General features: G+C 74.6%; 21 protein-coding genes. 9 read left to right on the forward strand and 12 right to left on the reverse strand.

What is annotated here, in order from left to right:
* Positions 1–157: 157 nt before the first annotated feature.
* Both ACIQI7_RS35530 and ACIQI7_RS35535 read right to left on the reverse strand, forming a co-directional pair.
* A complete protein-coding gene (locus ACIQI7_RS35530; protein WP_401118106.1) occupies positions 158–562 on the reverse strand; it encodes a RidA family protein in 405 nt (134 codons plus the stop codon).
* A 64-nt stretch (positions 563–626) separates the two neighbouring features.
* Positions 627–1,439 (reverse strand): ATP-grasp domain-containing protein, encoded by an 813-nt coding sequence (locus tag ACIQI7_RS35535; protein WP_401118108.1) that lies wholly within the window; start codon positions 1,437–1,439, stop codon positions 627–629.
* 285 nt (positions 1,440–1,724) lie between these two features.
* Between ACIQI7_RS35535 and ACIQI7_RS35540 the strand changes: the two genes are divergently transcribed.
* The gene (locus ACIQI7_RS35540) at positions 1,725–2,498 is read left to right on the forward strand and encodes an enoyl-CoA hydratase family protein (RefSeq protein WP_401118111.1); all 774 of its coding nucleotides are present in this window, start codon (positions 1,725–1,727) and stop codon (positions 2,496–2,498) included.
* Between the two features lie 151 nt (positions 2,499–2,649).
* Here ACIQI7_RS35540 and ACIQI7_RS35545 read toward each other — a convergent pair whose 3' ends face one another.
* Positions 2,650–3,462 carry a maleylpyruvate isomerase family mycothiol-dependent enzyme gene (locus ACIQI7_RS35545; RefSeq protein WP_401118113.1) on the reverse strand — a complete coding sequence of 271 codons (813 nt, stop codon included), beginning with the start codon at positions 3,460–3,462 and terminating at the stop codon, positions 2,650–2,652.
* Between the two features lie 106 nt (positions 3,463–3,568).
* On the opposite strand from ACIQI7_RS35545, the gene ACIQI7_RS35550 reads away from it, so the two are divergent.
* Positions 3,569–4,324, forward strand: a complete 756-nt coding sequence (locus ACIQI7_RS35550; protein ID WP_401118116.1) for an acyltransferase — start codon at positions 3,569–3,571, stop codon at positions 4,322–4,324.
* Between the two features lie 137 nt (positions 4,325–4,461).
* Here the strand turns inward: ACIQI7_RS35550 and ACIQI7_RS35555 are convergent, their stop codons facing one another.
* Positions 4,462–5,844, reverse strand: coding sequence for a PucR family transcriptional regulator (locus ACIQI7_RS35555; RefSeq protein ID WP_401118118.1), 1,383 nt, complete (start codon positions 5,842–5,844; stop codon positions 4,462–4,464).
* A 278-nt stretch (positions 5,845–6,122) separates the two neighbouring features.
* On the opposite strand from ACIQI7_RS35555, the gene ACIQI7_RS35560 reads away from it, so the two are divergent.
* Positions 6,123–6,977 (forward strand): esterase/lipase family protein, encoded by an 855-nt coding sequence (locus tag ACIQI7_RS35560; protein ID WP_401118216.1) that lies wholly within the window; start codon positions 6,123–6,125, stop codon positions 6,975–6,977.
* Between the two features lie 118 nt (positions 6,978–7,095).
* Here ACIQI7_RS35560 and ACIQI7_RS35565 read toward each other — a convergent pair whose 3' ends face one another.
* Positions 7,096–7,671, reverse strand: a complete 576-nt coding sequence (locus ACIQI7_RS35565; RefSeq protein WP_401118120.1) for a HutD family protein — start codon at positions 7,669–7,671, stop codon at positions 7,096–7,098.
* A gap of 94 nt (positions 7,672–7,765) precedes the next feature.
* Positions 7,766–9,094, reverse strand: a complete 1,329-nt coding sequence (locus ACIQI7_RS35570) for an MFS transporter (protein ID WP_401118123.1) — start codon at positions 9,092–9,094, stop codon at positions 7,766–7,768.
* Between the two features lie 17 nt (positions 9,095–9,111).
* On the opposite strand from ACIQI7_RS35570, the gene ACIQI7_RS35575 reads away from it, so the two are divergent.
* The gene (locus ACIQI7_RS35575) at positions 9,112–10,392 is read left to right on the forward strand and encodes an ROK family protein (protein WP_401118125.1); all 1,281 of its coding nucleotides are present in this window, start codon (positions 9,112–9,114) and stop codon (positions 10,390–10,392) included.
* Positions 10,393–10,491: 99 nt separating this feature from the next.
* Positions 10,492–11,610, forward strand: coding sequence for a PLP-dependent cysteine synthase family protein (locus ACIQI7_RS35580; protein ID WP_387759752.1), 1,119 nt, complete (start codon positions 10,492–10,494; stop codon positions 11,608–11,610).
* 108 nt (positions 11,611–11,718) lie between these two features.
* On the opposite strand, the gene ACIQI7_RS35585 is transcribed toward ACIQI7_RS35580, so the two are convergent.
* The 4 genes from ACIQI7_RS35585 to mscL all read right to left on the reverse strand — a co-directional run bounded on the left by ACIQI7_RS35585 (position 11,719) and on the right by mscL (position 17,256).
* On the reverse strand, positions 11,719–14,232 hold the full coding sequence (locus tag ACIQI7_RS35585) for a right-handed parallel beta-helix repeat-containing protein (protein ID WP_401118129.1): 2,514 nt from the start codon (positions 14,230–14,232) through the stop codon (positions 11,719–11,721).
* A gap of 321 nt (positions 14,233–14,553) precedes the next feature.
* Complete coding sequence (locus tag ACIQI7_RS35590; protein WP_401118132.1) at positions 14,554–15,429, reverse strand: MOSC domain-containing protein; 876 nt, start codon at positions 15,427–15,429, stop codon at positions 14,554–14,556.
* Between the two features lie 199 nt (positions 15,430–15,628).
* Complete coding sequence (locus tag ACIQI7_RS35595; protein ID WP_401118135.1) at positions 15,629–16,414, reverse strand: DUF6643 family protein; 786 nt, start codon at positions 16,412–16,414, stop codon at positions 15,629–15,631.
* Between the two features lie 395 nt (positions 16,415–16,809).
* Complete coding sequence (gene mscL, locus ACIQI7_RS35600; protein WP_401118137.1) at positions 16,810–17,256, reverse strand: large conductance mechanosensitive channel protein MscL; 447 nt, start codon at positions 17,254–17,256, stop codon at positions 16,810–16,812.
* Positions 17,257–17,700: 444 nt separating this feature from the next.
* Between mscL and ACIQI7_RS35605 the strand changes: the two genes are divergently transcribed.
* The 3 genes from ACIQI7_RS35605 (at position 17,701) to ACIQI7_RS35615 (ending at position 20,831) form a co-directional block, all read left to right on the forward strand.
* A complete protein-coding gene (locus tag ACIQI7_RS35605) occupies positions 17,701–18,996 on the forward strand; it encodes a glycosyltransferase family 4 protein (protein WP_401118139.1) in 1,296 nt (431 codons plus the stop codon).
* Positions 18,997–19,124: 128 nt separating this feature from the next.
* Entirely contained in the window at positions 19,125–19,799 is a 675-nt protein-coding gene (locus ACIQI7_RS35610) for a thiol:disulfide interchange protein DsbA/DsbL (RefSeq protein WP_401118141.1), read from the forward strand.
* 156 nt (positions 19,800–19,955) lie between these two features.
* The gene (locus tag ACIQI7_RS35615) at positions 19,956–20,831 is read left to right on the forward strand and encodes an alpha/beta fold hydrolase (RefSeq protein ID WP_401118143.1); all 876 of its coding nucleotides are present in this window, start codon (positions 19,956–19,958) and stop codon (positions 20,829–20,831) included.
* A 34-nt stretch (positions 20,832–20,865) separates the two neighbouring features.
* On the opposite strand, the gene ACIQI7_RS35620 is transcribed toward ACIQI7_RS35615, so the two are convergent.
* Together ACIQI7_RS35620 and ACIQI7_RS35625 are read right to left on the reverse strand one after the other, a co-directional pair.
* On the reverse strand, positions 20,866–21,615 hold the full coding sequence (locus ACIQI7_RS35620) for an SAM-dependent methyltransferase (RefSeq protein WP_401118146.1): 750 nt from the start codon (positions 21,613–21,615) through the stop codon (positions 20,866–20,868).
* A gap of 43 nt (positions 21,616–21,658) precedes the next feature.
* Complete coding sequence (locus ACIQI7_RS35625) at positions 21,659–22,807, reverse strand: glycosyltransferase (RefSeq protein ID WP_401118148.1); 1,149 nt, start codon at positions 22,805–22,807, stop codon at positions 21,659–21,661.
* A 57-nt stretch (positions 22,808–22,864) separates the two neighbouring features.
* Here ACIQI7_RS35625 and ACIQI7_RS35630 point away from each other — a divergent pair, with 57 nt between their 5' ends.
* The gene (locus tag ACIQI7_RS35630) at positions 22,865–23,635 is read left to right on the forward strand and encodes a glutamate racemase (RefSeq protein ID WP_401118150.1); all 771 of its coding nucleotides are present in this window, start codon (positions 22,865–22,867) and stop codon (positions 23,633–23,635) included.
* Positions 23,636–23,937 lie beyond the last annotated feature (302 nt).

Raw genomic sequence — 23,937 nt, forward strand, 5'->3', positions numbered from 1 at the left:
TACCACTCGGGAGTTGGCGGAGCTGGGCGCGGCCGGGCGGTGCCAAGTCGGGCAGTGCGGGCGAACGTGCAACGGATGTCAGCTGACAGAATTTGAAATCTGTCAGCTGACATCCGTTGTCGGTCGGCTGTTACCTGTCCGCTGCCCTCCGCGCCGGCTACTCCGGGACGATCGCGAACGCCTCGATCTCGATCAGCACCTCGGGCCGGAACAGGGCCGCCACCTGCATCGCCGAGGAGGCCGGCGCCGGAAGCGCGCCCAGGTGCTCGTCGCGGGCCTCACGGACGGCCGCGAGGTGGGTGATGTCCGTCATGAAGTACGTGAGCTTCACGACGTGCTCGAACCCGGCCCCGGCGGCGGCCAGGCAGCGCCGCAGGTTCTCGAAGACCTGCAGCGCCTGGGCCTTCGGGTCGCCCTCGCCGACCAGGTTCCGCTGCTCGTCGAAGGCGACCTGGCCGGAGACCAGGACCAGCCGACCGGTGCCGGTGACGACCTGGGTGTAGCCGGTACCCGGAGCGACCCCGGGCGGCTCGGTGATGTGGGTGAGGTGGGAGGTGGTCATGGCGCGGATCCTCTGCCACGATCCGCCAGAGCCGCAAGCCCCGGCCTCCGGTGGCGGGCCGCCCTCAGCGCACCACGTCGGGCAGGTCGCGCAGGAACGGGCGGTCAGCGGCGGGGAGCTGGGCCGCCGGGCCACCCGAACGAAGCACCACGTCCAGGACGGCGTCCGGATCGGCGGCGTACCCACCGCTGGCCCAGGCCGCGTTGGCCTCCACCACGGCCCAACTTCCTTCGTCCGTCCGCCCGATGTCCACCACGACGGCGCTCGGCAGCGGCGCGGCCGCCGACGAGGCGGCCAGGACATCACCGGCGAACGCCAGTGCGTCGGCGGCCTGGCCGCCGGGCGCCTGGTCGAGCGGCGCCACCGACAGGTCACCGTCGATCGCGTACCGGGAGCCGGACCGCACCTCGCCGTCCAGCACGAACAGCCGGTACTCCACCGCGAACCGCACCACCTCGCTCACCAGCGCCGGCGTGTCCCCGTCCAGCAGCTCGGGCCCCGGCAGCGCCCCGCCGTCGGGGTAGACCCGGGCGGCGAACAGCTTGTCCACCGGCGGCTTGACGAAGGCCGGGTGTCGCAGACGGCGGGCCTCGGCCAGCGTGGTGCAGGAGACCCGCCGCCCGGTCAGGTCGCGCGGCAGCCGGGTCAGCCAGTCGGCGGCCGGCTCCAGCAGGCCGAGGCCGAACTCCCGCCCGACGGCGTCGCCGAACAGCGGTCCGCCGTAGAGGTGCACGGTCGTGTCGAGCAGCTCGGGCGGCGCCTGCCAGGACGTCGCGGTGTGCGCCCGCAGGCCCCGGCGGCCGGCGGCGGTGCGCAGCTGGAGGCCCGTCTCGTTGATGCGCGGCGCGAGCAGCAGGACGGGGGCGGAGGTGGTCATGGCGACGATGCTGCCGTGGAGGCGGGGACCGCCACCACCGGATTTCGGCGGGTGCCGGCGAGGAACCCGCGGTCGGGGTCTCGGCCCGGCTTCCGGCCCGAGATCCCGGCCCGGTACCCGGCCCGGTTTCCGGCCAGGGGGAAGGGGAGCGTCTCCGGACCCCCGGAGCGGTCGGCTCTGGCCGAGGGGCGGGTGGGCGTGCCAGAGTCGTGCGGGCGTCGTCCGGGCGGATCCCGGGAGACGCCCGCAGTCCGACCCACCCTCAGCCGGAAGGCAGGCCCGCCGATGACCAGCGCAGCGCCCCTCGTCCACGTCAGCACCGCCGACGCCGTCACCACGCTCACCCTCGACTCGCCGCACAACCGCAACGCGCTCTCCACCCGGCTGATGGCCGAGCTGCGCGCCGGGCTGGCCGCCGCCGCGGCCGATCCCGAGGTCCGCGCGGTGGTGCTCGGGCACACCGGCAAGGTGTTCTGCGCGGGCGCGGACCTCTCCGAGGCGACCGGCGCGGACCCGACGGTCGGCCCCCGCGGTCTGGTCGAGCTCCAGCGGGCGATCGTGGACTGCGCCAAGCCGGTGATCGCCGTCATCGACGGGCACGTGCGGGCCGGCGGCCTCGGCCTGGTCGGCGCGGCGGACCTCGCCGTCGCCGGACCGGCCTCGACCTTCGCCTTCACCGAGGTGCGGCTCGGTCTCGCGCCCGCCGTCATCTCGCTGCCGCTGCGCCCGAAGCTGGACCCGCGGGCCGCCTCCCGCTACTACCTCACCGGCGAGGTCTTCGACGCCGCCGAGGCCGCCCGGATCGGGCTGATCACCAGCGCCACCGACTCCGCCGAGTCCACCGGCGTGGTGCTGAGGGGCCTGCTGGACGCGCTGCGCCTGGGTTCCCCGCAGGGCCTGGCGGAGTCGAAGCGGCTGGCCAACGCCGAGGTGGTGCGCTCCTTCGAACGGGACGCGGACGAGCTGGTGGAGCTGTCGGCGCGGCTCTTCGGCTCGGAGGAGGCGCAGGAGGGCATGCGGTCGTTCCTGGAGAAGCGGCCCGCTCGCTGGGTGCGCTGACGGCGGGATCCCCGGGCGTCCGCGCCCGGTGGGCCCGGGGACGTCACCGTCCCCGGGCATCAGGACCGTTCGGACGCCGCCGCCGTTCGCCGGTGCCTCGGCTCCTCGCCGGTGCCTTTGAGTCCTCGCGGTGCCGCGGATCCTCGCGGCGTCACGACCAGCGGACCGCCGCCGCGTCGCTCCAGAGTGCGAGCAGGCTCCGGTCGCCGATCGCCTCGACCTTCCCGGCCCGCTCGGCGGACAGCCGGTTCCACAGCAGCGGGTAGAGCTCGTGGGCGGGACCGGTGAGGGTCAGGTCGGCCGGCTCGGGGCTCTCGCCGGTGGTGACGGTGGGCGGCTCCTGGGTGATCGTCAGCCGCCAGGAGCCGGCCTCCTCCGCGGTTGCGGCTCCGGCACCGGGTCCGGCACCGGCTCCGTCGGTGGCCCGGACCTGGAGGGTACGCGGCACGTCGCTGCGCAGTACGGACCGGCCGCGCGGCATGAAGCCGCGCACCAGCTCGTCGATGCCGTCCAGGGCGAGCGCGGTGTCCACGACCGGACCGGGCGCACCGGCGGCCGCGTCGGCGTCAAGGCGGTGGATGGCGGTCTCGTGCGCCTGGCGCCTGGCCCAGAACGCCAGCGGGGTGGGCGAGGGCAGGAAGCTCCAGCACTCGAGGTCGACGGGCGCCGCGGTGAGCGTGTCCACCAGGACGGCATGACCCTCGCGGTACCAGCCGAGCAGCTCGGCGTCCGGTGGCAGCGGCCCGATGGCGGCCTGCGCGCCCGCCTCGTCCAGTGGCGCGCGCAGGCCCCGGGAGACGATGGCGGCGGCCCACCGGTGGACGGAGCCGATGTGCCGCAGCAGGTCCGCCGACTGCCACTCCGGGCAGGTCGGTACGGGGGCGGACGGTTCGGTACGGGCCGCGGCCTCGGCGAGCCGGGTGCCCTCGCGGCGCAGCGCGTCGATGTGCTCGGTGATCTCCATGGGGCGGAGTCTTCCACCGCGGTCGGCTTCAGGTCGCGGGTTTCGGACGTTCCTCCGGACGCCTCCCGGCGAACGGGCGGATGCTACGGGCCGGTAACGTGAGCGCATGCCGATAACCCGTTCCCTCGTCTCAGCCGTCCGGACCGGTGGCCGCCGTGCCGCCGGGCGCCTCGTTCACCGGGGCTGGCGCTGGGTGCAGCGGACCGGTGCGGTCACCAACCGCAACCCCGGCCCGTACCGGTTCGGCGAGCTGGGGGACGGCACGACGCTCAGCTTCCCGCTGGGGGCGGTGTTCAACGAGCGGTGGATCACCATCGGGCCGTTCTCGATCATCGGTGAGCGGGTCACCATCAGCGCCGGGTTCCTGCCCGGGCTCGACCTCGGGCCGGATCCGATCGTGCGGATCGGCGGGGGGTGCGTGATCGGCCGGGACAGCCACATCGTCGGGCACCAGTCGATCGTCATCGGCGACGACGTGTGGACCGGGCCCGGCGTGTACATCAGCGACCAGGCCCACGAGTACCGGGACACCGAGCTGCCGATCGGCAAGCAGTGGCCGCGCAACGAGCCGGTGGAGATCGGCTCGGGCAGCTGGATCGGCACCGGCTCGGTGATCCTGCCGGGGGCGCGGATCGGCCGCAACGTGGTGGTCGCGGCGGGCGCCGTGGTGCGCGGCGAGGTGCCGGACCACAGTGTGGTCGCCGGGGCGCCGGCCAAGGTGGTGCGCCGCTGGACCGAGGACGAGGGCTGGCAGCCGCCGCTGCGCCACGACGCTCCCCAGCCGGTGCCGGACGGTGTGACCGCGGAGCAGCTGCGCGCCCTGGTCGGCTGGGACCTGCGGCTGCCGGGCGAGCAGGGCTGACGCCGCCGCGCGACATCGTGGGCGGCCGGCTCGACCGCCTTGCCGACGCCTGGCTCTCGACTTCTTAGCCGACGTCCGACGTCCGGCGCCCGCCGGGGCTCGGCTGCCCGCCGCGCCCGGCATCGGAGGTGCCCTGACTAGCCGGCAAGGGCGCCCTGTTCGGCCGTACGGGCGGCGATGGCGGCGGTGATCCGTGGGACGTCGGCGGGGCGTGTCGGATCCAGGCCGGTCAGCGCGGCGATCCGGCGCAGCCGGTAGTCGACGGTGTTCGGATGCAGGTGCAGGGCGTTCGCGGTGTGCCGGCGGTTCAGGCCCCCGGCCAGGTGGGTGCGCAGGGTGGCGAGCAACTCCCCGGCGTCGGTCAGCGGTTCGAGCAGCGCGGCGAGCCGGGAGCGGGCCTGGCTGGGCCGGGTGAGCTGGTACTCCAGCAGGACGTCGTCCAGCCGGTGCAGCCCTGGCGGTCGGCCGAACGACCTTGCCACGTCCAGGACTTCGTAGGCGAGGGCGGCCGCTGCGGGCACCTCGGCGGGGGAGGCCGCGGCGGCCCCGGCCAGTACGGCCGCACCGGCCGCCCGGGCCGCCGCGGCGAGCGTGGCGGTGAGCACCGGCCAGGGCGCGCCGTCGGCGTCGTCCTCGTCCGGGCCGGGTGACGGGTCGAAGGGGATCAGCACCAGGCCGCCCGCGGGGGTGAGTGCGGTGAGCGCCGACTGCCGGGTGCGGTGGTCGAGTTCGGCCTCGAAGCGGCGCAGCTTGCGGCGGGCGGCGATGCCCGGGTCGACACCGGGGGAGAGCTCGTCGGAGTGGTCGGCGACGGACAGGCAGAGCACGGCGTACCCGGTGGGCAGCCGGAACCCGGCGCGGTCGGCGGCCTCGTCGACGGGGGTGCCCGCGAGCAGTGCGCCGAGCAGGGAGCGCCGGGCCGCGCCCCGCCGGTCGGCGCTCGGGTGCCGTCCGTCCAGGTAGCCCGCCCCGGCGGCGGTGGCGGCCTGGCGGAGCTGGTCGAGCAACAGCCGGTTGAGGGCGATCAGGTCGGCGGCGTCGCCGTCCCGGGCGTGCCGGGTGGCGAACTCCCAGCAGACCTCCAGCCCGAGGTGGTGGGCGAGCAGGACGGCGTCCAGCGGCAGACCCTCCTCGGCGCGCCGGGCGGCCGACTCCCGGACGGCGGCGAGCTCCTCGGCGGGGGCGGGGAGGCCGGTTCTCACGGTGTGGGCGAGGGCGCGGATGCGGCGCTCGGTGTCCCGGGTCAGCTCGCCGGTGAGCTGTTCGCGGGGCAGCCGGCGGTAGACCGGCACCCGCTCCAGCAGGGCGGCGACCACGGCCTCGGCCAACTCCCGTATGCCGCCGAGCAGTCGCTGGTCGGCCGGGAGGCCGCCGATCACCGGGACGCGCCAGTCCGGCGTCCGGTGGGAGGTGCTCGGGGGAGTGCGGCTGTCGCCGCCCGGGGGCGTGGGGTGGGAGGTGGTCGGGGGCGTCCGGTGGGGGGTCGGGGGCGTGCGATGGGGCGCGTTGTGACCGGTCACAGAGAACACCGTCCAGGTCTGGGGAACGCCCAAGGGCCGGGCCGGAGGGGCGACCGCATGATGGAGCCCTCGGGTTACCTGTTGGTAACAAACTTCCGCTGTGGAGGCAACAGTTGAGAACCCCACTTCTCCGCTTCTCCGCGACTCCCGTGCGCGGCAGGGTCGGCGGCGCACTGGGCGTGCTGCTGCTGGCGGGGGCGCTGGTGGCCGGTGCGGCGGTGTCGCCGGCGAGCGCCGCCGCGTCCGCGCCCGCCGTGTCCGGGGCCGCCCCGTCCTCCGTGTCCCCGGTGTCGTCCGTGTCCGGTGGGTCGGCTCCGTACGCCGCGTCCGCCGAACTGCCGCCCGACGGTGACACGGTGGCTTCGCCGCCCGGCGCCAACGACTGGACCTGCCGGCCGAGCGCCGCGCACCCCGAACCGGTCGTCCTGGTGCACGGTACCTTCGCCAACCGCTACGAGAACTGGCTGGCGCTCTCCCCGCTGCTGAAGAGCCTCGGGTACTGCGTCTTCGCCCTCGACTACGGGACCGTCCCCGGCGTCACGTCCAGTGGCAGCGGGCTGCTGCTGCCGATCGGCGGCCTCCGGCCGGTCCCGGAGTCGGCGGCCCGACTCGCGTGGTTCGTGGACCTGGTGCGCAGCGCGACCGGCGCGGCCAAGGTCGACATCGTCGGGCACTCGCAGGGCGGCATGCTGCCGAACTACTACCTCAAGTTCCTCGGCGGCGGGTCCAAGGTCGGCAGGCTGGTCGGGCTGGCGCCGTCCAACCACGGCACGACGCTCGACGGGATCACCAACCTGGCGCCCTACTTCCCGGGCGTCGCGGACCTGATCTACACGGTCTGCCAGGCCTGCCGGGACCAGGCGGTGGGCTCCGACTTCAACGAGGTGATGGCCTCCCGGCCGGACACCGTGCCGGGCGTGAGCTACACGGTGGTCTCGACGGTCCTCGACGAGGTCGTCACCCCGTGGCGGACCCAGTTCCTCAGCGGCCCGGACGTCGACAACGAGGTGGTGCAGGCGCACTGCCCGGTCTCGCTGGTGGAACACGTCGGGATCGCGTTCTCGCCGACGGCGCTGCACCTGGTGACCAACGCCCTGGACCCGGCGCACGCCACGCCGGTGTTCTGCGGCTGATGCGATGACGGCGCTCTCGTCTCCCGGGTGGTCCGGGAGACGAGAGCGCCGTCCCGCGTCGGCGCGTCGGTGCGCCGACGTGCCGGTTCCGCTGGTGCGCCGGACCGTCGGCCGGCCGTCAGACGGCGGCCGTGCGGAAGGTGACGACGGCGGTCGTGCCGCCCGGGCGTAGCCCGTACGTGCCCGAGCCGTCGATCAACGCGGCGTCGTAGCGGGCGAGTTCGACACCGTCGAGGGTGGCGGTGCCGGCCAGGCAGACCACGAGGGCGGTGCTCCCGTCCGGAACGCCGACGGTGGTGGGCGCGGTGGCCAGGTCCACCGTGGCCTCGACCCGCCCTCGGCGGGTCATCACGTTGAAGTCGACCGCCGGGCCGGCCAGCAGGCGGCAGTCGGTGCTGGCGTCGCCGGAGAAGGCGAACGGCCGGAACGGCGCGTCCACCAGCCGCTCGGCGCCGTCGACGGTGAGCGCCATGCCGGCACCCTCGACCAGGGTGATCACCCGGTCGATCCCGGGGAACGGGGAGAACGGCCCGGCCGAGGCGACGTCGGCGAGACTGACCCGCCAGTCGAAGGCGTCCAGTCCGGCTCCGGCTGGGAACCCGGCGACCTCCCTGGTCACCCCGCCCCCGTTGAGCCACGCCGTCGCCGGGCGCGTGCTCGCCCGCAGTACCTGGAAGCGTCCGCTGCTCGTCATGGCCCCGCATCCTGTCACATGACAGCTGACGGATGACCGCTGACAGATGACAGATAACAGATTTCATCATCTGTCATCTGTCATCTGTCCGCTGTCATTCGTCGCCCGTCGCCCCGCGCCTGACCGACAGCGGTAGCAGCGCCGCCACCGTGGCCGCCAGCGCGACCGTGGTGAGGGCCAGCGGCAGTCCGACCGCGTCGGCGAGGAAGCCGATCACCACCGGGCCGATCAGCATCCCGCCGTACCCGAGCGAGGAGGCGAACGCGACGCCCTGCGGCCCGCCGGCCGCGCCAGCCCGGGCGATGGCGAGCGGGAAGAGGTTGGCCAGGCCGAGGCCGACCAGCACGAACCCGCAGATCGCCACCGGCACCGCCGGCGCCAGGGCGGCGACCAGCATGCCGACCGCCGCCGTCAGCCCGCCCAGCAGCATCAGCCGGGTCTGGCCGAGCCTGATGGACAGCCAGGTGCCGCCGACCCGCCCGCCGGCCATCGCGAACGCGTACGCGCCGTACCCGGTGGCGGCCACCACGGAGCTCGCATGGACGTCGTCGGTGAGGTGGAGCGTGGTCCAGTCGGCGATCGCGCCCTCGCCGTACGCGGTGCAGAGCGCGGTGAGGCCGAGCAGCAGGACGAGCAGCCGGGTGCGGGTCCGGGCCGAGCCCGCGTCCGCCGCCGAGCCCGCCCCGTCGTCGTGGCCCGCCGAGCCCGCGTCCGCCGCCGAGCCCGCCCCGTCCGCACGCCCCGCCGAGCCCGCCCCGTCCGCCCGCCCGGGCGCGACCGGCGTCGCCGCCGGGCCGCGCAGCAGGACGACGCCCGCGCCGACGGTGACCGCCGCGCCCAGCGCGCCGCTGAGCGCGAGCGCCCACGCCGTGCTCAGCGGGCCGGCGAGCAGGCCGCTGACGCCGGTGCCGGCCAGCCCGCCGAAGCTGTACCCGGCGTGGAAGCTGGGCATCACGGGCCGCCGCAGTTGCGCGACCAGGTCGACGGCGGCGCTGTTCATCGCGACGTTGGCCCCGCCGTACCCCGCGCCGAACAGCAGCAGCACCCCGCCGAGCGCGGTGACCGAGTGGGCGTGCGCGGGCAGCAGTACGGCGAGGCTGAGCAGGGCGAGCGAGCCGACGGTCACCGGGCGCGAGCCGTACCGCAGGCAGAGCCGGCCGACCGCCGGCATGGTGAGGACGGCGCCGATGGACAGGCAGAGCAGGGCGAGCCCGAGGGCGCTGTGCGAGGCGTCGACCTGACGGCGGATGTCCGGGATGCGGACGACCCAGGCGGCGAAGAGGAAGCCGTCGACGGCGAAGAACGCGGTGAGGGCGACACGTGCAGGACCCCAGGGGCTGTCGGTTGCCGGGGGTGTGCTGCGAGACTGGGGTGAGGGCTGGTCCGGGCGAGTGCGTGAAGCGATTTTGTTTCGAAGCGGCACAAAGTCACAATAGGGGCGTGCAGCTCTCACCATCAAGCCCGAGGCCCGGTACCGGGAACGACTCCGACGCGCCGCGCGACGGCCACCGCCGCGCGGCTCCCGACCGGGGCCGGACGCTGCTCGGCCCCGCGCTCGCCCTGATCCACACCGGCCAGACGCCGACCCGCTCGGCGCTCACCCGCGCGCTGGACGTCACCCGGGCCACCGCCGGCGCGGTCACCGCCGAGCTGGAGGCGCTCGGCCTGATCACCGTCGACTCGCGCCCGGCCGGCGGCGGTCGCGGCCGGCCCTCGCACCGGCTCGCGATCGACCCGCAGGGCCCGGTCGTGATCGCCGGCCAGATCCACGCCGACGGGCTGAGCGTCACCCTGGCCGGCCTCGGCGGACTGCTCGACCCGCCGCTCCACCTGCCGCTGCCCGCCGCCACCGACCCGGTCCGGATGCTGCGCGCCGTCGCGGTGGCCGGCGCCGAACTCGCCCGTGCGACCGACCGCCGCTGCCTCGGCGCCGCGCTCGCCCTGCCCAACCCGGTGACCGAGCCGGACGGCACCGCCCTCGCCGCGCTGCACTTCGCCTGGCCCAGCGGCACCCCCGTGGCCGACCTGTACGACGTCGAGGTCGGCCGCGCCGACCACGGCCCGACCGCGCTGCGCCCGCTGCCCACCGCGATCGCCAACGACGCCAACCTGGCCGCGCTCGCCGAGTACCGGCACGGCGCCGGCCGCGGCGCCCGACACCTGCTCTTCGTCACCTCCGGCCACCGCGGCGTCGGCGGCGCACTGGTCATCGACGGCCACCTGCACACCGGCAGCGCCGGCCTCGCCCTGGAGGTCGGCCACCTCACCGTCGACCCGCAGGGCCGGCCCTGCATGTGCGGCAACCGGGGCTGCCTCAACTCCGAGACCGACCCCGACGCGCTGTTCGCCGCCGCCGGGCTCAGCCCGGATCCGGAGCGCCCACTGCTCGACCAGGCGCGCGAGCTGTGCCGGGCGGCCGCCACGGACGACCGGGCACGGGCCGCCGTGGAGCACGTCATCGACCGGCTCGGGCTCGGCCTGGCGGGCGTCGCCAACATCCTCAACCCCGACCGGGTGGTCCTCAGCGGGCTGCACCTCCACCTGCTGGAGGCCGCGCCCGACCGGCTGCGGTCGGTGGTCGCCGAGCGCAGCCTGTGGGGGCGCAGCGGCCGGGTGCCGATCGTCGGCGCGGAGCTGGCGCACGGCGCGCTCGCGGGCGCGGCCGAGTTGGCCTGGGGGCCGTACCTGGCGGACCCGCAGTCGGTGCCGGTGCTGCCGTGAGGCGATAAGCGGAAGCTGGTGCTTCGGAAACGGTCACTTATCGTGACTCTCATACACTCGTAGTGAGCAGCGGGGGCCACCACGAGGGAGTCAGCGACCATGAGCACCCATCCCGGCATCGAGCCGACCGTCGACGTCGACCGCTCCGACCCGGAGTACCGCGTCTGGCTCAAGGAGGCGGTGCGCAAGGTCCAGGCCGACGCCAACCGCTCCGCCGACACCCACCTGCTCCGCTTCCCGCTGCCGGCGGAGTGGGGGATCGACCTCTACCTCAAGGACGAGTCCACCCACCCGACCGGCTCGCTCAAGCACCGCCTGGCCCGCTCGCTCTTCCTCTACGGGCTCTGCAACGGCTGGATCCGGCCGGGCAAACCGGTGATCGAGGCCTCCAGCGGCTCCACCGCCGTCTCCGAGGCCTACTTCGCCCAGCTGATCGGCGTGCCGTTCATCGCGGTGATGGCCAAGAGCACCAGCCAGGCCAAGATCGACCTGATCCAGTTCCACGGCGGCGAGTGCCACCTGGTCGAGCGTTCGGACGAGGTCTACGAAGCCTCCGCCCGGCTCGCCGAGGAGACCGGCGGGCACTACATGGACCAGTTCACCTACGCCGAGCGGGCCACCGACTGGCGCGGCAACAACAACATCGCCGAGTCGGTCTTCGCCCAACTGCGCCTGGAGCCGCACCCCGAGCCGGCCTGGATCGTCGCCACCGCCGGCACCGGCGGCACCTCGGCGACCATCGCCCGGTTCGTCCACTACATGCAGTACGACACCCGGATCTGCGTGGCGGACCCGGAGAACTCCTGCTTCTTCGACGGCTGGGTGCGCCACGACCCGGCGGCCGTCTGCGAGAGCGGATCGCGGATCGAGGGCATCGGCCGCCCGCGGATGGAGCCGAGCTTCGTCCCGGGGGCGGTCGACCGGATGATGAAGGTGCCGGACGCGGCGTCGATCGCCGCGGTGCGGGTGCTGGAGCAGGTGCTCGGCAAGAAGGCGGGCGCCTCCACCGGCACGGGCCTGTGGAGCGCGCTGCGCATCGTCGCCGAGATGCGGGAGGCCGGACGGACGGGCAGCGTGGTCGGCCTGATCTGCGACCCGGGGGACCGCTACCTGGACAAGTACTACTCGGACGACTGGCTGGCGGGCGAGCGGATCGACATCGCGCCCTACCGCGCGGCGCTGGAGTCCTTCCTGGCCGGCGGTGCCTGGACGGGCTGACCCGACCCCCCGCCGAGCCCGTCCGCGGTGCACCCGCCCCGGCTCGACGGCCCGTCACCGCGGGCGAGTCCCCCGGTCGGCGGGCCGACGGCAGCGCCACCGGCGGGCCTACGGCAGCGGCACCGGCGGCAGGTCGGCCGGGACGAGCAGCTGGAGCTCCTCCGTGGACGGGTCCGCGAGGTGGGCGATCCGTACCGCGTGCCGCTCGACCATGGTCTCGAAGACCTGTCGCGCGGTGCGCCCGTTGCCGAAGTTGGGCCCGCGCTCCAGCCCGCCGAAGTGTTCCAGCAGCGCCCGCTCGGTGTCCGCGGAGAGCGCGTACTCGTGCTCGGCGCACTGCGCCCGGGCGATCTCCAGCAGCTCGTCCGCCGAGTAGTCGGGGAACCCGATGGTGCGTGAGAAGCGGGACGAGACGCCGGGGTTGGCGGAGAGGAAGCGCTCCATCTCGGCGGTGTAGCCCGCCACGATGACGACCACCTCGTCCCGGTGGTCCTCCATCAGCTTGACCAGGGTGTCGATCGCCTCGCGTCCGAAGTCCCGCGCCCCGTCCTCGGGTGCGAGCGCGTACGCCTCGTCGATGAAGAGCACCCCGCCGCGGGCCCGGTCGAAGGCGGCCGCGGTACGGATCGCGGTGGAGCCGATGTGCTCGCCGACCAGGTCCACCCGGGCCACCTCGACGAGGTGTCCGCGCTGGAGCACCCCGAGCGAGGCGAGGATCTCGCCGTAGAGCCGGGCGACGGTGGTCTTCCCGGTGCCCGGTGCCCCGGTGAAGACCAGGTGCCGGCGCAGCGAGGGCGCCTTGAGCCCGGCCTGGCGGCGGCGCCGGCCGACCGAGATCAGGTCGATCAGCGTGCGCACCTCCTGCTTCACCGTGGCCAGCCCGACCAGGGAGTCCAGCTCGGCGAGCGCCTCGTCGGCCGGACGGCAGTCCGGGATCGGCGCGATCGCCGAGGAGGCCGCCGCCGAAGGCGTCGCCACGGAAGACGCCAACGCCTGGGCGGCAGGGGCCAGTTGAGCCGTCCGCGGCGCCGGTACGTCGGTGGACCCGAACGACGGACCCAGCCCCGCGCCGTGCCGCCCGGACGCCGGCCCCGACCCGGGGCCCGGCCCCGCCCCGCCACCGGGAGGGGCGGCCGGCACCGGAGCGGCAGCGACGTCGTCCGAGACGCACCCCTCCGTGACCGGCCCCGGCTCGGAGAACTCGAACCCCGCCCGCTGGTTGTGCTCGGCCCGGCACCGGGTGAGCTGGGTCCGGCAGCCGTCGATGATGTGGAAGCCGAAGCCCTTGCCCTGGGAGACCCGGCAGTCCTCGAAGGTGCCCCGCCCCTGCGCCGAGACGTACACCCCGGCGTCGGTGCTGGCCCGTACGGTGCAGTCGCGCAGCACCGGGTCGGCGCCCTTGGTGACGATCACGCCGGTGGCCACGTCGGAGATCTCGCAGTCGGTGAGCAGCCCGCCGCTGCCGTGGTCGCGGAACCAGAGCCCGGTGCCCGCCTCCTGCACCCGGCAGGAGGCGAGGGAGACGGTGGCGCCGCCGCTGACCGAGACCGCCGAGCTGCGGATCCGGCTGAACGAGCAGCCCTCGGCGGTGGCGGCGGAGTCCCGGTCGAGGACGAACAGGGCGTCCGGCAGGTCGTGCAGCGAGCAGTCGGTGAGGGTCAGCCGGGCGCCGTCGCTGACCCACAGCGCCGGGTACTCGCCGGTCGAGCCGTGGATCTGGCAGGACTCGGCGACGGCCTCGGTGCCCTGGTCCCAGACCGACAGCGCCCCGCGCCCGAAGTCCCGGACGGTGCTGTGCACGAGGCTCAACCGGGCGCGTCCGCGCAGGTCGGCGCCGTTCTCGGGCAGGTCGTGCACCCGGCAGCCGGTGAGCACCAGCTCCGCCTCGCCGTCCAGGGTCAGCCCGTTGCCGGTGACCCGGTGGATGTCGCAGTCGACCAGCCGCCCGCCCGCGTGCGCCTCGGCCTGCACTCCGCTGCCGCGGATCTCGTAGATCTCACAGCCGGTCAGTTCGGCCGCGCTGCCCGGGTCGGAGAGCAGGACGCCGGCGCCGGACGCGTGGTGGACGCGGCAGCGGTCCAGGGCCGCGGTGGCGCCGCCGAGGACGGCCAGCCCGGCCTGTCCGGCGGCGGCGACCTCGCAGTCCTCGAAGGCGGCGGCGGTGTCCGTGCCGCGCAGCCGCAGGCCGAGCCCGCCCGGGTTGGTGACCACGCAGCCGCGCAGGGTCGGCCGGGCGCCGCCGGTGACCTCGATACCGGTGGCCGAGCGGGTCTCGATCCGGCAGCCGCTGAAGGCGGGGGCCGCCTCCGACCCGGTGATCAGTACGGCCGGGGTGGAGCTGTCGCCGCCCTCGACCACCAGGTCGCGTACGGTCGCGGCGGCGGTCACGGTGAGCGCCACCCCGGAGGGCGGGTCGATCCGGACCGTCCCCGGGCCCTGGGCCGGGACGATCGTCACCGGCTTGTCCAGCAGCACGTTCTCCCGGAAGGTGCCCGGCCGCACGGTCACGGTGTCGCCCGGTTCGGCGGCGGCCAGGGCCTCCGCGAGCGTGTCGTACTCGCCCGCGCGGCGACGCCAGCGGGATGCGCTGTCCTGGGTGACCCGGACCCTGTGCTCAGCCATGACGGTCTGTCGTCCCCACCTTCGTCGAGCCGGCGATCATCGGGCCGAACGCGCGGGGGTGCGCGGGCCGTCCGCCCACCGTAGCGCGCCCACGTGGGTGGTCCGGCCGCCCGCGGTCGCGCGGACACCGGTAGCGCTCAGCGCCGCCACAGGTTCCGACCACTTGTTTCAACGAGCGCGCACAGCGGGGGTTCCGTGCGGGACGCGCCGGTTCCAGAGCCCGGGACGCGATGAGCGCGGCTCCGCGCGCGCCGGTGCGCCCCGCTGTCCGGCGGCGCGGGAGGTGGTACGAGCGGTACCCCCACCTCCCGCCCCGAGTGATCAGTGCCCGTCGGCGGGCCAGTGCGCCCCGTCCTCCAACACCTCGACCTCGTCGCCCAGCCGCAGCGTGCCGAGCGCGTCGCCCTCGACGCCGACCGGCCGCTCGGGGATCAGGTTCTGCCCGAACGCGGCCTTGCGCAGCAGCCGGTGGTGCCGGGCCAGGGTGCGCAGCGGCTCCTTGCCGCGCCGCTCGCCGGTCTCCGGGTCGAGCGTGGTGATCACGCAGCGGCCGCAGGGCTTGACGACCTTGAAGGTGACCGAACCGATCCGGATCCGGCGCCAGGTGTCCTCGGCCCACGGCTCGGCGCCGCCGATCACCACGCTCGGGCGGAAGCGCTCCATCGGCAGGGTCTCGTGGTCCTCCGGATCCTCGGCGGTGATCAGCTCGTTGAGCCGGTCCAACGAGGCGGTGGTGGTGAGCAGCAGCGGATAGGCGTCGGCCATCGAGACGGAGTCGCCTGGCTCGCTGAAGTCGGGGTCGACCGGCCGGGCGCGCGGGTCGTCCAGGTGCACCAGGCGGTAGTCGCCGAGGTGTTCGGCGATCCACCGGTGGGCTTCCTCGGCGGCCTCCGCGGCGTGGAAGCGGGTGCCCCAGACCTCGACCTCGGTGAGCGGGGCGCCGGCCGCGACGGCGGGGGCGGGGACCTCGACCCGGGAGCCGTCGGGGGCGGTCAGGGTGAGCGCGCCGTCGGGGAGCAGTCCGGCCCGGACCTGTCCGAGGGCTGAGTTCTCCCGCTGGCTGACGAAGCGGCCGGTCGTGTCGGCGAGCATCCAGCGGCGGTCTCCGGCCAGGCCCCAGGGTTGGACCACTGCGGATTCCGGGCTCAGGCGGTACATCGACTTGACGGGGTAGACATGGAGTCCGGTGAGCTGCATCCCCCCATCCTGCCAGCCGCCTCCGGCCGATCAGCAGGCCCCCGGATGCGCACGGACCGCCCGGCACGCCATGGGGGGCGTACCGGGCGGTCCGTGGATGACCCGTTTCTCCGTTCGCCCGGCGTACGGGGGGCGCCGGGTGCTGCTCAGGTGGTGCGGGTGCGGGCCGTGTGGGGGGCGGCCTCGGGGTGTCGGTGGGTCAGTAGCCCTGGCCCTGCTGCTGGTAGCCACCGCCCTGGAACTGGCCGGGTTCGCCGTACTGGCCCGGGCGCTGCGGCTGCATCGGGCGGACCGGTGCGACCGGCGCCATGGCCGGGCGCAGCTGGGCGCCGCCGAAGGACTGGTCGCCGCCCTGGCCCTGGAAGCCCGGACCGCCGGCGGCGGTCGGACCGCCGAAGGACTGCTGGCCGCCGAAGCCCTGCGGCCCGGTGGCCTGGCCCTGGCCGAAACCGCCCGGGCCGCCGGCCGGCTGCGCGCCGAAGGTCTGCGGGCCGCCCTGGGCGCCGATGAAGGTGTTCTGGCCGCCGAAGCTCTGACCGCCGGACGGCTGGTAACCGCCGCCGTTGGTCTGGGTGAAGGCCGGGGTGCCGGGCTGCGGTCGCTGGTACGGCTGGGGGGCGCCGTAGCCGGGGACCGAAGGCTGGGGGGCGGCGTACGCCGGCGCGGGCTGCGCGGGGATGTACGCCGTGGCGGGGCCGGCGGACGGACCGCTGCTCGGGCCGGGGCCCAGGGCGAGGCGGGCGGGCGGCAGCGCGGGGAGGTTGCTGCCTGCACTCTCGTACCCGTTGCCGTAGCGGTTCTCGTAGGACTGGCCGAGGCCGGATCCGTAACCGGACGACAGTGCCGGCGGCAGGGCGGCCGGCACGTTGATGGGTGCGATCTGGGGGACGCCGCGCTCAGCCACGAGGCTGTCGTAAATCGGCGTGCCGGAGGAGAAGGACGGAGAGGGGTAGCCGACTCCGTCGTAGGAGCGGGGCGAGGTCATGGGGCATACGGTAAGCCCACAACGCGCCTGCTGAGGAGAGCGGGAGGGGGAGCAGTTCGAGTGTTTACACAGTCTTCGCTCGCACAAAGGTTTCGAAAGTCGTAAAGACGGACATTCCGGCGTCCGGTTCCGGACAACCTTGGCGCTCCGTCAGTGATCGAACAGCAGCCGGACGGAGCCTCCGGAAGGCCTTGTGGTGTCCGGCCGGTGGACGGTCGGGGGCCCTGCGGAGAAACTTTTTCCGGACGGGCGTGCGCCGGCGCATTCGAGCCCCCGTCGGGGAGGCGACGGAGGCTCGTGAATGTTTCGGGAATAAAATTCCCGTCAGTCCTCCGGGCGTTCGGTTCAGGCCTGTGACCTGCGCCGTCGGCCCGGTGTCGACCCGGTGCCGGCGGTCAGTGCGACTGCAGCGCCTGGGCCTGCGCGGGCAGGTCCGGCTTGCCGATCTCGGAGGTGCAGAAGGAGCAGCGGGTCGCGGCGGCCGGGATCGAGCTCAGGCACTCCGGGCAGTCCGCCTTCGCGGCCGGCGCGGGCTTGGCCGATTCGAAGCGGGACTGGAGCTTGCCGACCGGCAGCACCACGGCGAAGTAGATGACGGCGGCGGTCAGCACGAAGCCGATGACCGCGTTGACGAAGACGCCGTACGGGAACCGGGTGCCGGCCACGTCGAAGGTCTTCTGGGTGAAGTCGCCGACGGCACCGGACGCGACACCGACCAGCGGGGTGAGGAAGGCGGTGACGAACCCGGTGACGACGGCGGTGAAGGCCGCGCCGATCACGATGCCGACCGCGAGGTCCACCACGTTTCCGCGCAGCAGGAAGCTGCGGAATCCCTTGAACACCGGGTGACTCCAAATCCGTACGGGGGAGGGGGAGATGGGGCGGCACGGCGGGTGCCGCCCCGGCCGGACATCCTGCCGAGCGGCCGGGGCCGAGGTCCAACCGCGTTCACCCGCACGGGTAACCGGCGCGGGCCCCGGCACCCGGCGGCCGGGCGTGGCGGGGGCGCTCCGCGTACCGGCCTTTCGGCGGTCGAACAGGCGACCCGACTCGACGGTTTGACAGGGCACTTGACAGCGGCATGCGCCGGATCCGGGCGGCGCCGACCCGGCGCGACGGGGTGAACCGGAGCGCGGCGGGGGGCGAGACGGGGCGCGCGACGGTCGCATCCGGCGCACGACGGCGGCCCCGTGGCGCACACCCGGTGTACACGTGCGGGCGGATGGGCCACCATCAGGTTGCGCGAAGGGGATGTACCGGGCGGAGCACTGTGCCAAGGTCGGTCCATGCCCGACCATTTGTCGGCCGATCCGGCCGGAAACCGTCCGCGTGTCCTGCAGCTGATCAGCGACTCACGCCGTGGCGGAGCACAGAACTTCGCCCGTGACCTCCACCGGGAACTGGGCCGCCGGGGGCAGTCCTCCGCGCTGTGCGCCCTCGCCCCGCATCCGGCGCTCCGGTCCGGCCCCGCCGGGGCGGGTCCGGGCCTCACCGGCCCGGATCGCGTGGGCCTGGATTCCCCGGGCCAGGATCCGGTGGGCCAGGATCCGGCGGGCCCGCGCTCCGCAGGCGCGGAGTCCCCGGGCCCGGACTCCGGCGCCGCGCGCCGGACCCCGGCCGACTGCTCGGCCGCCTCCGCGCTGCGCTCCGCCGCCGTGCTGGGCCCCGGCCGGCTGCACCCGAGTACCCTGCGGGCGCTGCGCTCCGCCGCGCGCACCGCCGACGTGGTGCTCGCCCACGGCTCGGACACCCTGGCCGCCTGCGCCCTCGCCCTGGCCGGCACCGGTACGCCCTTCGTCTACGTCTCGGTCGGCCACCCGCGCTACTGGACCGCCAACCGGTTGCGCCGGGTCCGCGGCGGCGCGCTGATGCACCGCGCGGCCGCCGTCACCACCCTCACCGACGAGGCGCGCGTCGTCCTGGAGGAGCAGTTCCGGCTGCCCGACGGCAAGGTCCACGTGATCCCCAACTCCCGTGCCGCCGAGAGCTATCCGCCCGCCGACGGCCGGGACGACCGGCGTGCCGCGCGGCACGCGCTGGGCCTGCCGGCCGACGTGCTGCTGGTCGCCTGGATCGGGGCGATAGCGCCGGAGAAGCGGCTCGACCTCGCCCTCGACGTACTCGACCGGCTGCCCGACGTCCGGCTGGCCGTCGCCGGGGACGGGCCGCTGCGCGAGACGCTGGCCCGCCACCCGGCCGCCGCCCGGGCCCACTTCCTCGGCCCGCTGCCCGACCCGGCCCCGCTCTACCGGGCCGCCGACGCACTGCTGCTGACCAGCGACAGCGAGGGTGTGCCCGGCGCGTTGATCGAGGCGGCGCTGGCCGGGGTCCCCGCCGTGGCGACCGACGTCGGCTGGGTGCGCGAGGTGGTCCGGGACGGCGCCACCGGCGCGCTGGTCGCCCCCGGGGACCCGCTCGCCCTCGCGGAGGCGCTGGGCAAGGTGCTCGCGGTCAACCGGGCGGGCCTCGGCGCGGCGGCCCGGGCGCACGCGCTGGAGCACTTCGAGCTGGGCGCCGTCGTGGACGCCTGGCAGCGACTGGTCACCGAGGTGTGGACGGCGGGCACCGAGAGCGCCGGCTGACCACGCAGGGCCGCCTGGGTGGTCCGACTCGTCCACGGGCGCGGCCGGTTGCGCCGTTCGGGCGAATCCGGCCCGGGCGTGCCGCAGCAACCAGTCGGTAACGAACCGTCGCCAGCACACTGCCCGGTGTGAACTCGAAGTCTCTCCTGCGGTCCACCGTCCTGCTCGCCGTCACCGTCGGGATCGCCGCGTCCCCCGTCCCGGCCGGCGCCATGACCCACCAAGTCCCCTCGGACGTCTCCAAGTTCGTCCAGCTCGATCACCCCCAACCGGTCCGCGAGAGCGCCCGGACCGAGGCGGTCGAGTTCTTCTGGTACGACTGCGGCCACTCCCAGGCGCTCGAACAGCCCCTGCGGGCCTGGGCGGAGAAGCACCACGCCGATGTCGCGCTGCACCGCGTCCCGGCCATCTGGCCGGGCAGCCGGGAGGAGGCCGTACAGCGCGGCCACGCCCGGATGTACTACACGCTGGAGCGCCTCGGACTGGTCGACCGACTCCAGGTCGACGTCTTCCGCGCCGTGCACAACGAGAGGCTCGACCTCACCACCGAGGCCACCGCGACCAACTGGGCCGCGCGCCACGGCGTCGACCCCCGGACGTTCGGCCGGACGTACCGCTCCGCCGCGGTGACCCAGTCGGTCGAGGACGCCGCCGCCGCCTTCACCCGCTACGGCATCAACGAACTGCCGACGGTCATCGTCCAGGGCGAGTACCGCACCTCGCCGACCCAGGCCGGCGGGGTCGAGGCGATGCCCGAGGTGCTCGACCACCTGGTGCAGCAGGAGCAGGCGAAGAACCACTGAGCCCGCGCGCGGACCGCGCGGCGCAGCTCGCGGCGCGCGCGGACCTCGCCGACCTCGCGGTGACAACGGGTCAGCTCGCTCATGTGCCGTGCCGCGCAGCCCTTTTGTTCGGCCGATGCCCTTGCCTAACCAGTAAAACGCTGTTTAATGGTTAGCATGAGCGAGCTGACGATCCCGCACGTCCACCACCGCCACGTCGACGTCGACGGCCTGCGCGTCTTCTACCGCGAAACCGGCCCGGCCGACGCCCCCGCGCTCCTGCTGCTGCACGGCTTCCCGTCCGCCTCCCACCAGTACGCCCGGCTGCTCGACGCGCTCGGCACCCGGTACCGCCTGATAGCCCCCGACTACCCCGGGTTCGGCCACAGCGACAGCCCCGCGCCCGACGCCTTCACGTACCGCTTCGAGACCCTCGCCGACGTGGTCGAAGGCTTCTGCCTCATCCTCGGACTGGACCGCTTCGCGCTGTACGTCTTCGACTTCGGCGCCCCCGTCGGCCTGCGCCTGGCCACCCGGCACCCGGAGTGGATCACCGGGCTGGTGGTCCAGAACGGCAACGCCTACGAGGAGGGGCTGTCCGACCAGGCGCGGGAGTTCATCGCCAACCGGCGTGGCGTGCCCGGCGCCGAGCAGGCCGCCCGCTCGATCCTCACGCTGGACGTCACCCGCGCCCAGTACGAGGGCGGAACCGGCGACCCGAGCCTGGTGGCCCCCGACGGCTGGACGCTCGACCAGCACTTCCTCGACCTGCCCGGCCGCAAGGACATCCAGGTCGAACTCGCCCTCGACTACTTCTCCAACGTGGAGCTGTATCCCGACTGGCAGGCCTGGTTGCGCGCCAACCAGCCGCCCGCGCTGGTGCTCTGGGGAGTGCACGACCCGTTCTTCACCGCGGCCGGCGCCCGTGCCTACCTGCGCGACCTGCCCGGGGCCGAGCTGCACCTGTTCGACACCGGGCACTTCGCGCTGGAGGAGAAGCTGGCCGAGATCGTGCCGCTGATCGACGACTTCCTCGCCCGGGCCGGTAAGTAGCCGATCGCCCGGGAGAGGTCATCCGGTCCGGCCGTCAGTCCCGGCGCAGCAGGTACGTGACGAAGCCGAACGTCCCCCGGTAGCCGCGCAGCCACTCGGCGCGGTGCCGGTCCGCGGCCTCCCGGGCGGCCGCCGCGTCCGGGTGGTCCGGGTGCTCCAGCGCCCATTCCGCCAGCGAGCCGGTCCAGGAGAACTCGTAGTCGTCCCACTCCTGTTCACTGCTGACGTACCCGAACACGGGCGTCCAGCCGTCCGCCTGGACCCGGTCGGTGGTCGTCGCCAGATCCGCGTAGTCCTCCCGCGCCGCCCCGCCCAGCCCGTCCAGCGCCGCCTGCGAGGGCTCGCGCTGCCAGAAACCGTCGCCGACCAGCAACCGGCCACCCGGGGCCAGGAGTCCGCGGGCCGCGGCCAGCGTCGGCAGCAGACCGCCGAAGGCGTGGGTGGCGCCGACGCACAGCACCAGGTCGAAGGGCTCGCTCGCGGTGAACTCGCGTGCGTCCAGGTGGTGCAGACCGATCCGGCGGTCCACACCGAGTGCCGTCGCCGCCTCCCGGGCCTTGGTCAGCGCCGCCGCGTCCAGGTCCACGCCGACCGCCTGCCAGCCCGGGTTGGCCGCCAGGGCCCGGAGCAGCCATGCGCCCTCACCGCAGCCGAGGTCCAGCGCCCGGCCCCGCTCCGTCCCGGCCGTGGCGCGGGCCAGGATCCGGGCCACCGACTCGTCCGTCAGCGGGGCCGCGATCGGGTGGTGGGCATGGGCGAGGCGGGAGATCTGCTGACGGTCCATCCGAGCAGTATGGATCGGGCCGCACCGCCGCGCAGGGAATTTCTCAGGCCCCGGAGTACGTCCGGCCCTTCCACGCCGCGCCCCGGCCGCGCCAGTGCTGCACCGCCGAGTCGACCGTCATCAGCAGGTACATCCCCGCGGTGAACGGCAGCAGCAGGACGGCCGCCGGCGGCTGCCCGTAGTAGCGGACCATCGGCAGGTACGTGCCCGCCATCACCGCCCACGCCGCCCCGCCCGCGGCCGCCACCGCCGGTACCCCCGCCACCAGCCCGGCCACCGCCGCCACCGGCGGCACCAGGTACACCAGCGCCAGCCCCAGCACCGTCCCGAGCAGCAGCGGCGGCGAGTGCCTGAGCTGGGCGTACGCGCTGCGCGACACCATCCGCCACAGCTGCTCCAGCCGCGGATACGGACGCACGCTGTCCACCTCGCCGGCCAGGCCCAGCCAGGTCCGGCCGCCGGTGGACTTCACCGCCCGGGCCAGCGAGACGTCGTCGATCACCGCGCCGCGGATCGCCGCCACCCCGCCCGCCCGCTCCAGCGCCTCGCGCCGCACCAGCGAGCAGCCGCCGGCCGCGGCCGCCGTCCGGGCACCCGGACGGTTGCTCCGGCGGAACGGGTACAGCTGGGCGAAGAAGTACACGAAGGCCGGCACGATCAGCCGCTCCCAACCGGTCGCCACCCGCAGCCGGGCCATCTGCGACACGAGGTCCAGCCCGTTGCTCTCGGCGGCGGCCACCAGCTCGGCCAGCGAGTCCGGGCCGTGCGCGATGTCGGCGTCCGTCAGCAGCAGGTACTCGACGTCCGGACCGGCCAGGGCCACGCCGTGCCGCAGTGCCCACAGCTTGCCGGTCCAGCCCGGCGGCAGCGGGGGAGGGGTGGTGACGGTCAGCTCCAGTCCGTCGGTCGTCCGCAGCTCGGCCGCCAGCGCCCCGGTGCCGTCCGAACTGTGGTCGTCCACCAGGATCACCCGGGCCTGCCCCGGGTACTTCTGCGCGAGCAGCGTCGGCAGGCTCACCGGGAGCACCGACGCCTCGTCCCGGGCCGGCACCACGATCGCCGCCCGCGGCCAGCGAACCGGCGGGCGACGCGGCGGCAGCCGTACGTCGGTGCGCCAGAACGAGCCGTGGCAGCACGCCAGCCAGAGCCAGACCAGCAGGGAGAACGCGGCGATCCACAGCAGGACGGTCACGTCGGCAGTCTGCCGCAGAACCGGGCCGGGTGGGCGGATCGACTAAAGTCTTGACCCGTGAAGATCGCACTGATGGACTCCGGAATCGGCCTGCTGGCCGCCGCCGCCGCCCTTCGGAAGCTGCGCCCGGACGTGGACCTGGTGCTCTCTTCCAACCCGGCCTCGATGCCGTGGGGGCCGCGTACGCCGGAAGAGGTCACCGAGCTGGCCCTCGGCTGCTGCCGGGCCGCCGCCGCGCTCGAGCCCGACGCGCTGGTGATCGCCTGCAACACGGCCTCCGTCCACGCGCTCGCCGCCCTGCGGGCCGAGCTGGAGCCCGGGCTGCCGGTGATCGGCACCGTCCCGGCGATCAAGCCCGCCGCCGCCCGGGGCGGCCGGGTCGCCATCTGGGCCACCCCGGCCACCACCGGCAGCGCCTACCAGCGCGGACTGATCCGCGACTTCGGCGGCTCGGCGGACGTCACCGAGGTCGCCTGCCCGGGCCTCGCCGACGCGGTCGAGCACGGCGACGACGCGGCCATCACGGCCGCCATCGCCGACGCCGCCGCGCGGACGCCGGCCGGCACCGACGTCATCGTGCTCGGCTGCACCCACTACGAGCTCGTCGACGACCGCATCCGCGCCGCCGTCGCCCCGACCGCCTCCCCGGCGCTCACCCTGCTCGGCTCCGCCGACGCCGTCGCCGCCCAGGCCCTCCGCCGCGTCGCCGACCCCACCCGCACCGGCACCGGAACCCTCACCGTCCTCCACGCCGGCGCCCCCGCCACCCTTCCCCGGGCCGCCGCCCTCTACCCCCAGGGCACCACCCTCGCCACCCTCATCGCCTGACCAGAAAGTCGACCCAGCCGACTTCCGGCGCGTCCCCCTGCCCCAGCTGCGCGCATGGCACCGTGGCGGTCGTGCCAGTCGAGCCAACCCTGCGCGCACAGGAAGTCGGCCCGGCCGACTTCCTGTGCGCGCCCCCCCGAGAAGCCAGCCCACCACGGCGACCGGCCAGACATTCAGTGTCTACGCGCATAGACCACCCTTGATAGCTGCTGCTGCCCAGTCTTGGGTGGAGGTGGCGCACGAGAAGTCGACCAGGCCGACTTCTCGTGCATGCCCCGAATGCCATCGCTGTGGACGGGCTG

The sequence above is a fragment of the Kitasatospora sp. NPDC092039 genome, from assembly GCF_044756065.1.
Taxonomy (GTDB): Bacteria; Actinomycetota; Actinomycetes; order Streptomycetales; family Streptomycetaceae; genus Kitasatospora.

Excerpts from the sequence above, each read along its gene's own strand:
- ACIQI7_RS35540 (WP_401118111.1), top strand. The coding sequence starts at position 1,725 with ATGACCAGCGCAGCGCCCCTCGTCCACGTCAGCACCGCCGACGCCGTC.
- ACIQI7_RS35535 (WP_401118108.1), bottom strand. The coding sequence starts at position 1,439 with ATGACCACCTCCGCCCCCGTCCTGCTGCTCGCGCCGCGCATCAACGAG.
- ACIQI7_RS35545 (WP_401118113.1), bottom strand. The coding sequence starts at position 3,462 with ATGGAGATCACCGAGCACATCGACGCGCTGCGCCGCGAGGGCACCCGG.
- ACIQI7_RS35615 (WP_401118143.1), top strand. The coding sequence starts at position 19,956 with ATGAGCGAGCTGACGATCCCGCACGTCCACCACCGCCACGTCGACGTC.
- ACIQI7_RS35595 (WP_401118135.1), bottom strand. The coding sequence starts at position 16,414 with ATGACCTCGCCCCGCTCCTACGACGGAGTCGGCTACCCCTCTCCGTCC.
- ACIQI7_RS35605 (WP_401118139.1), top strand. The coding sequence starts at position 17,701 with ATGCCCGACCATTTGTCGGCCGATCCGGCCGGAAACCGTCCGCGTGTC.
- ACIQI7_RS35530 (WP_401118106.1), bottom strand. The coding sequence starts at position 562 with ATGACCACCTCCCACCTCACCCACATCACCGAGCCGCCCGGGGTCGCT.
- ACIQI7_RS35620 (WP_401118146.1), bottom strand. The coding sequence starts at position 21,615 with ATGGACCGTCAGCAGATCTCCCGCCTCGCCCATGCCCACCACCCGATC.
- ACIQI7_RS35590 (WP_401118132.1), bottom strand. The coding sequence starts at position 15,429 with ATGCAGCTCACCGGACTCCATGTCTACCCCGTCAAGTCGATGTACCGC.
- ACIQI7_RS35585 (WP_401118129.1), bottom strand. The coding sequence starts at position 14,232 with ATGGCTGAGCACAGGGTCCGGGTCACCCAGGACAGCGCATCCCGCTGG.
- ACIQI7_RS35565 (WP_401118120.1), bottom strand. The coding sequence starts at position 7,671 with ATGACGAGCAGCGGACGCTTCCAGGTACTGCGGGCGAGCACGCGCCCG.
- ACIQI7_RS35550 (WP_401118116.1), top strand. The coding sequence starts at position 3,569 with ATGCCGATAACCCGTTCCCTCGTCTCAGCCGTCCGGACCGGTGGCCGC.
- ACIQI7_RS35580 (WP_387759752.1), top strand. The coding sequence starts at position 10,492 with ATGAGCACCCATCCCGGCATCGAGCCGACCGTCGACGTCGACCGCTCC.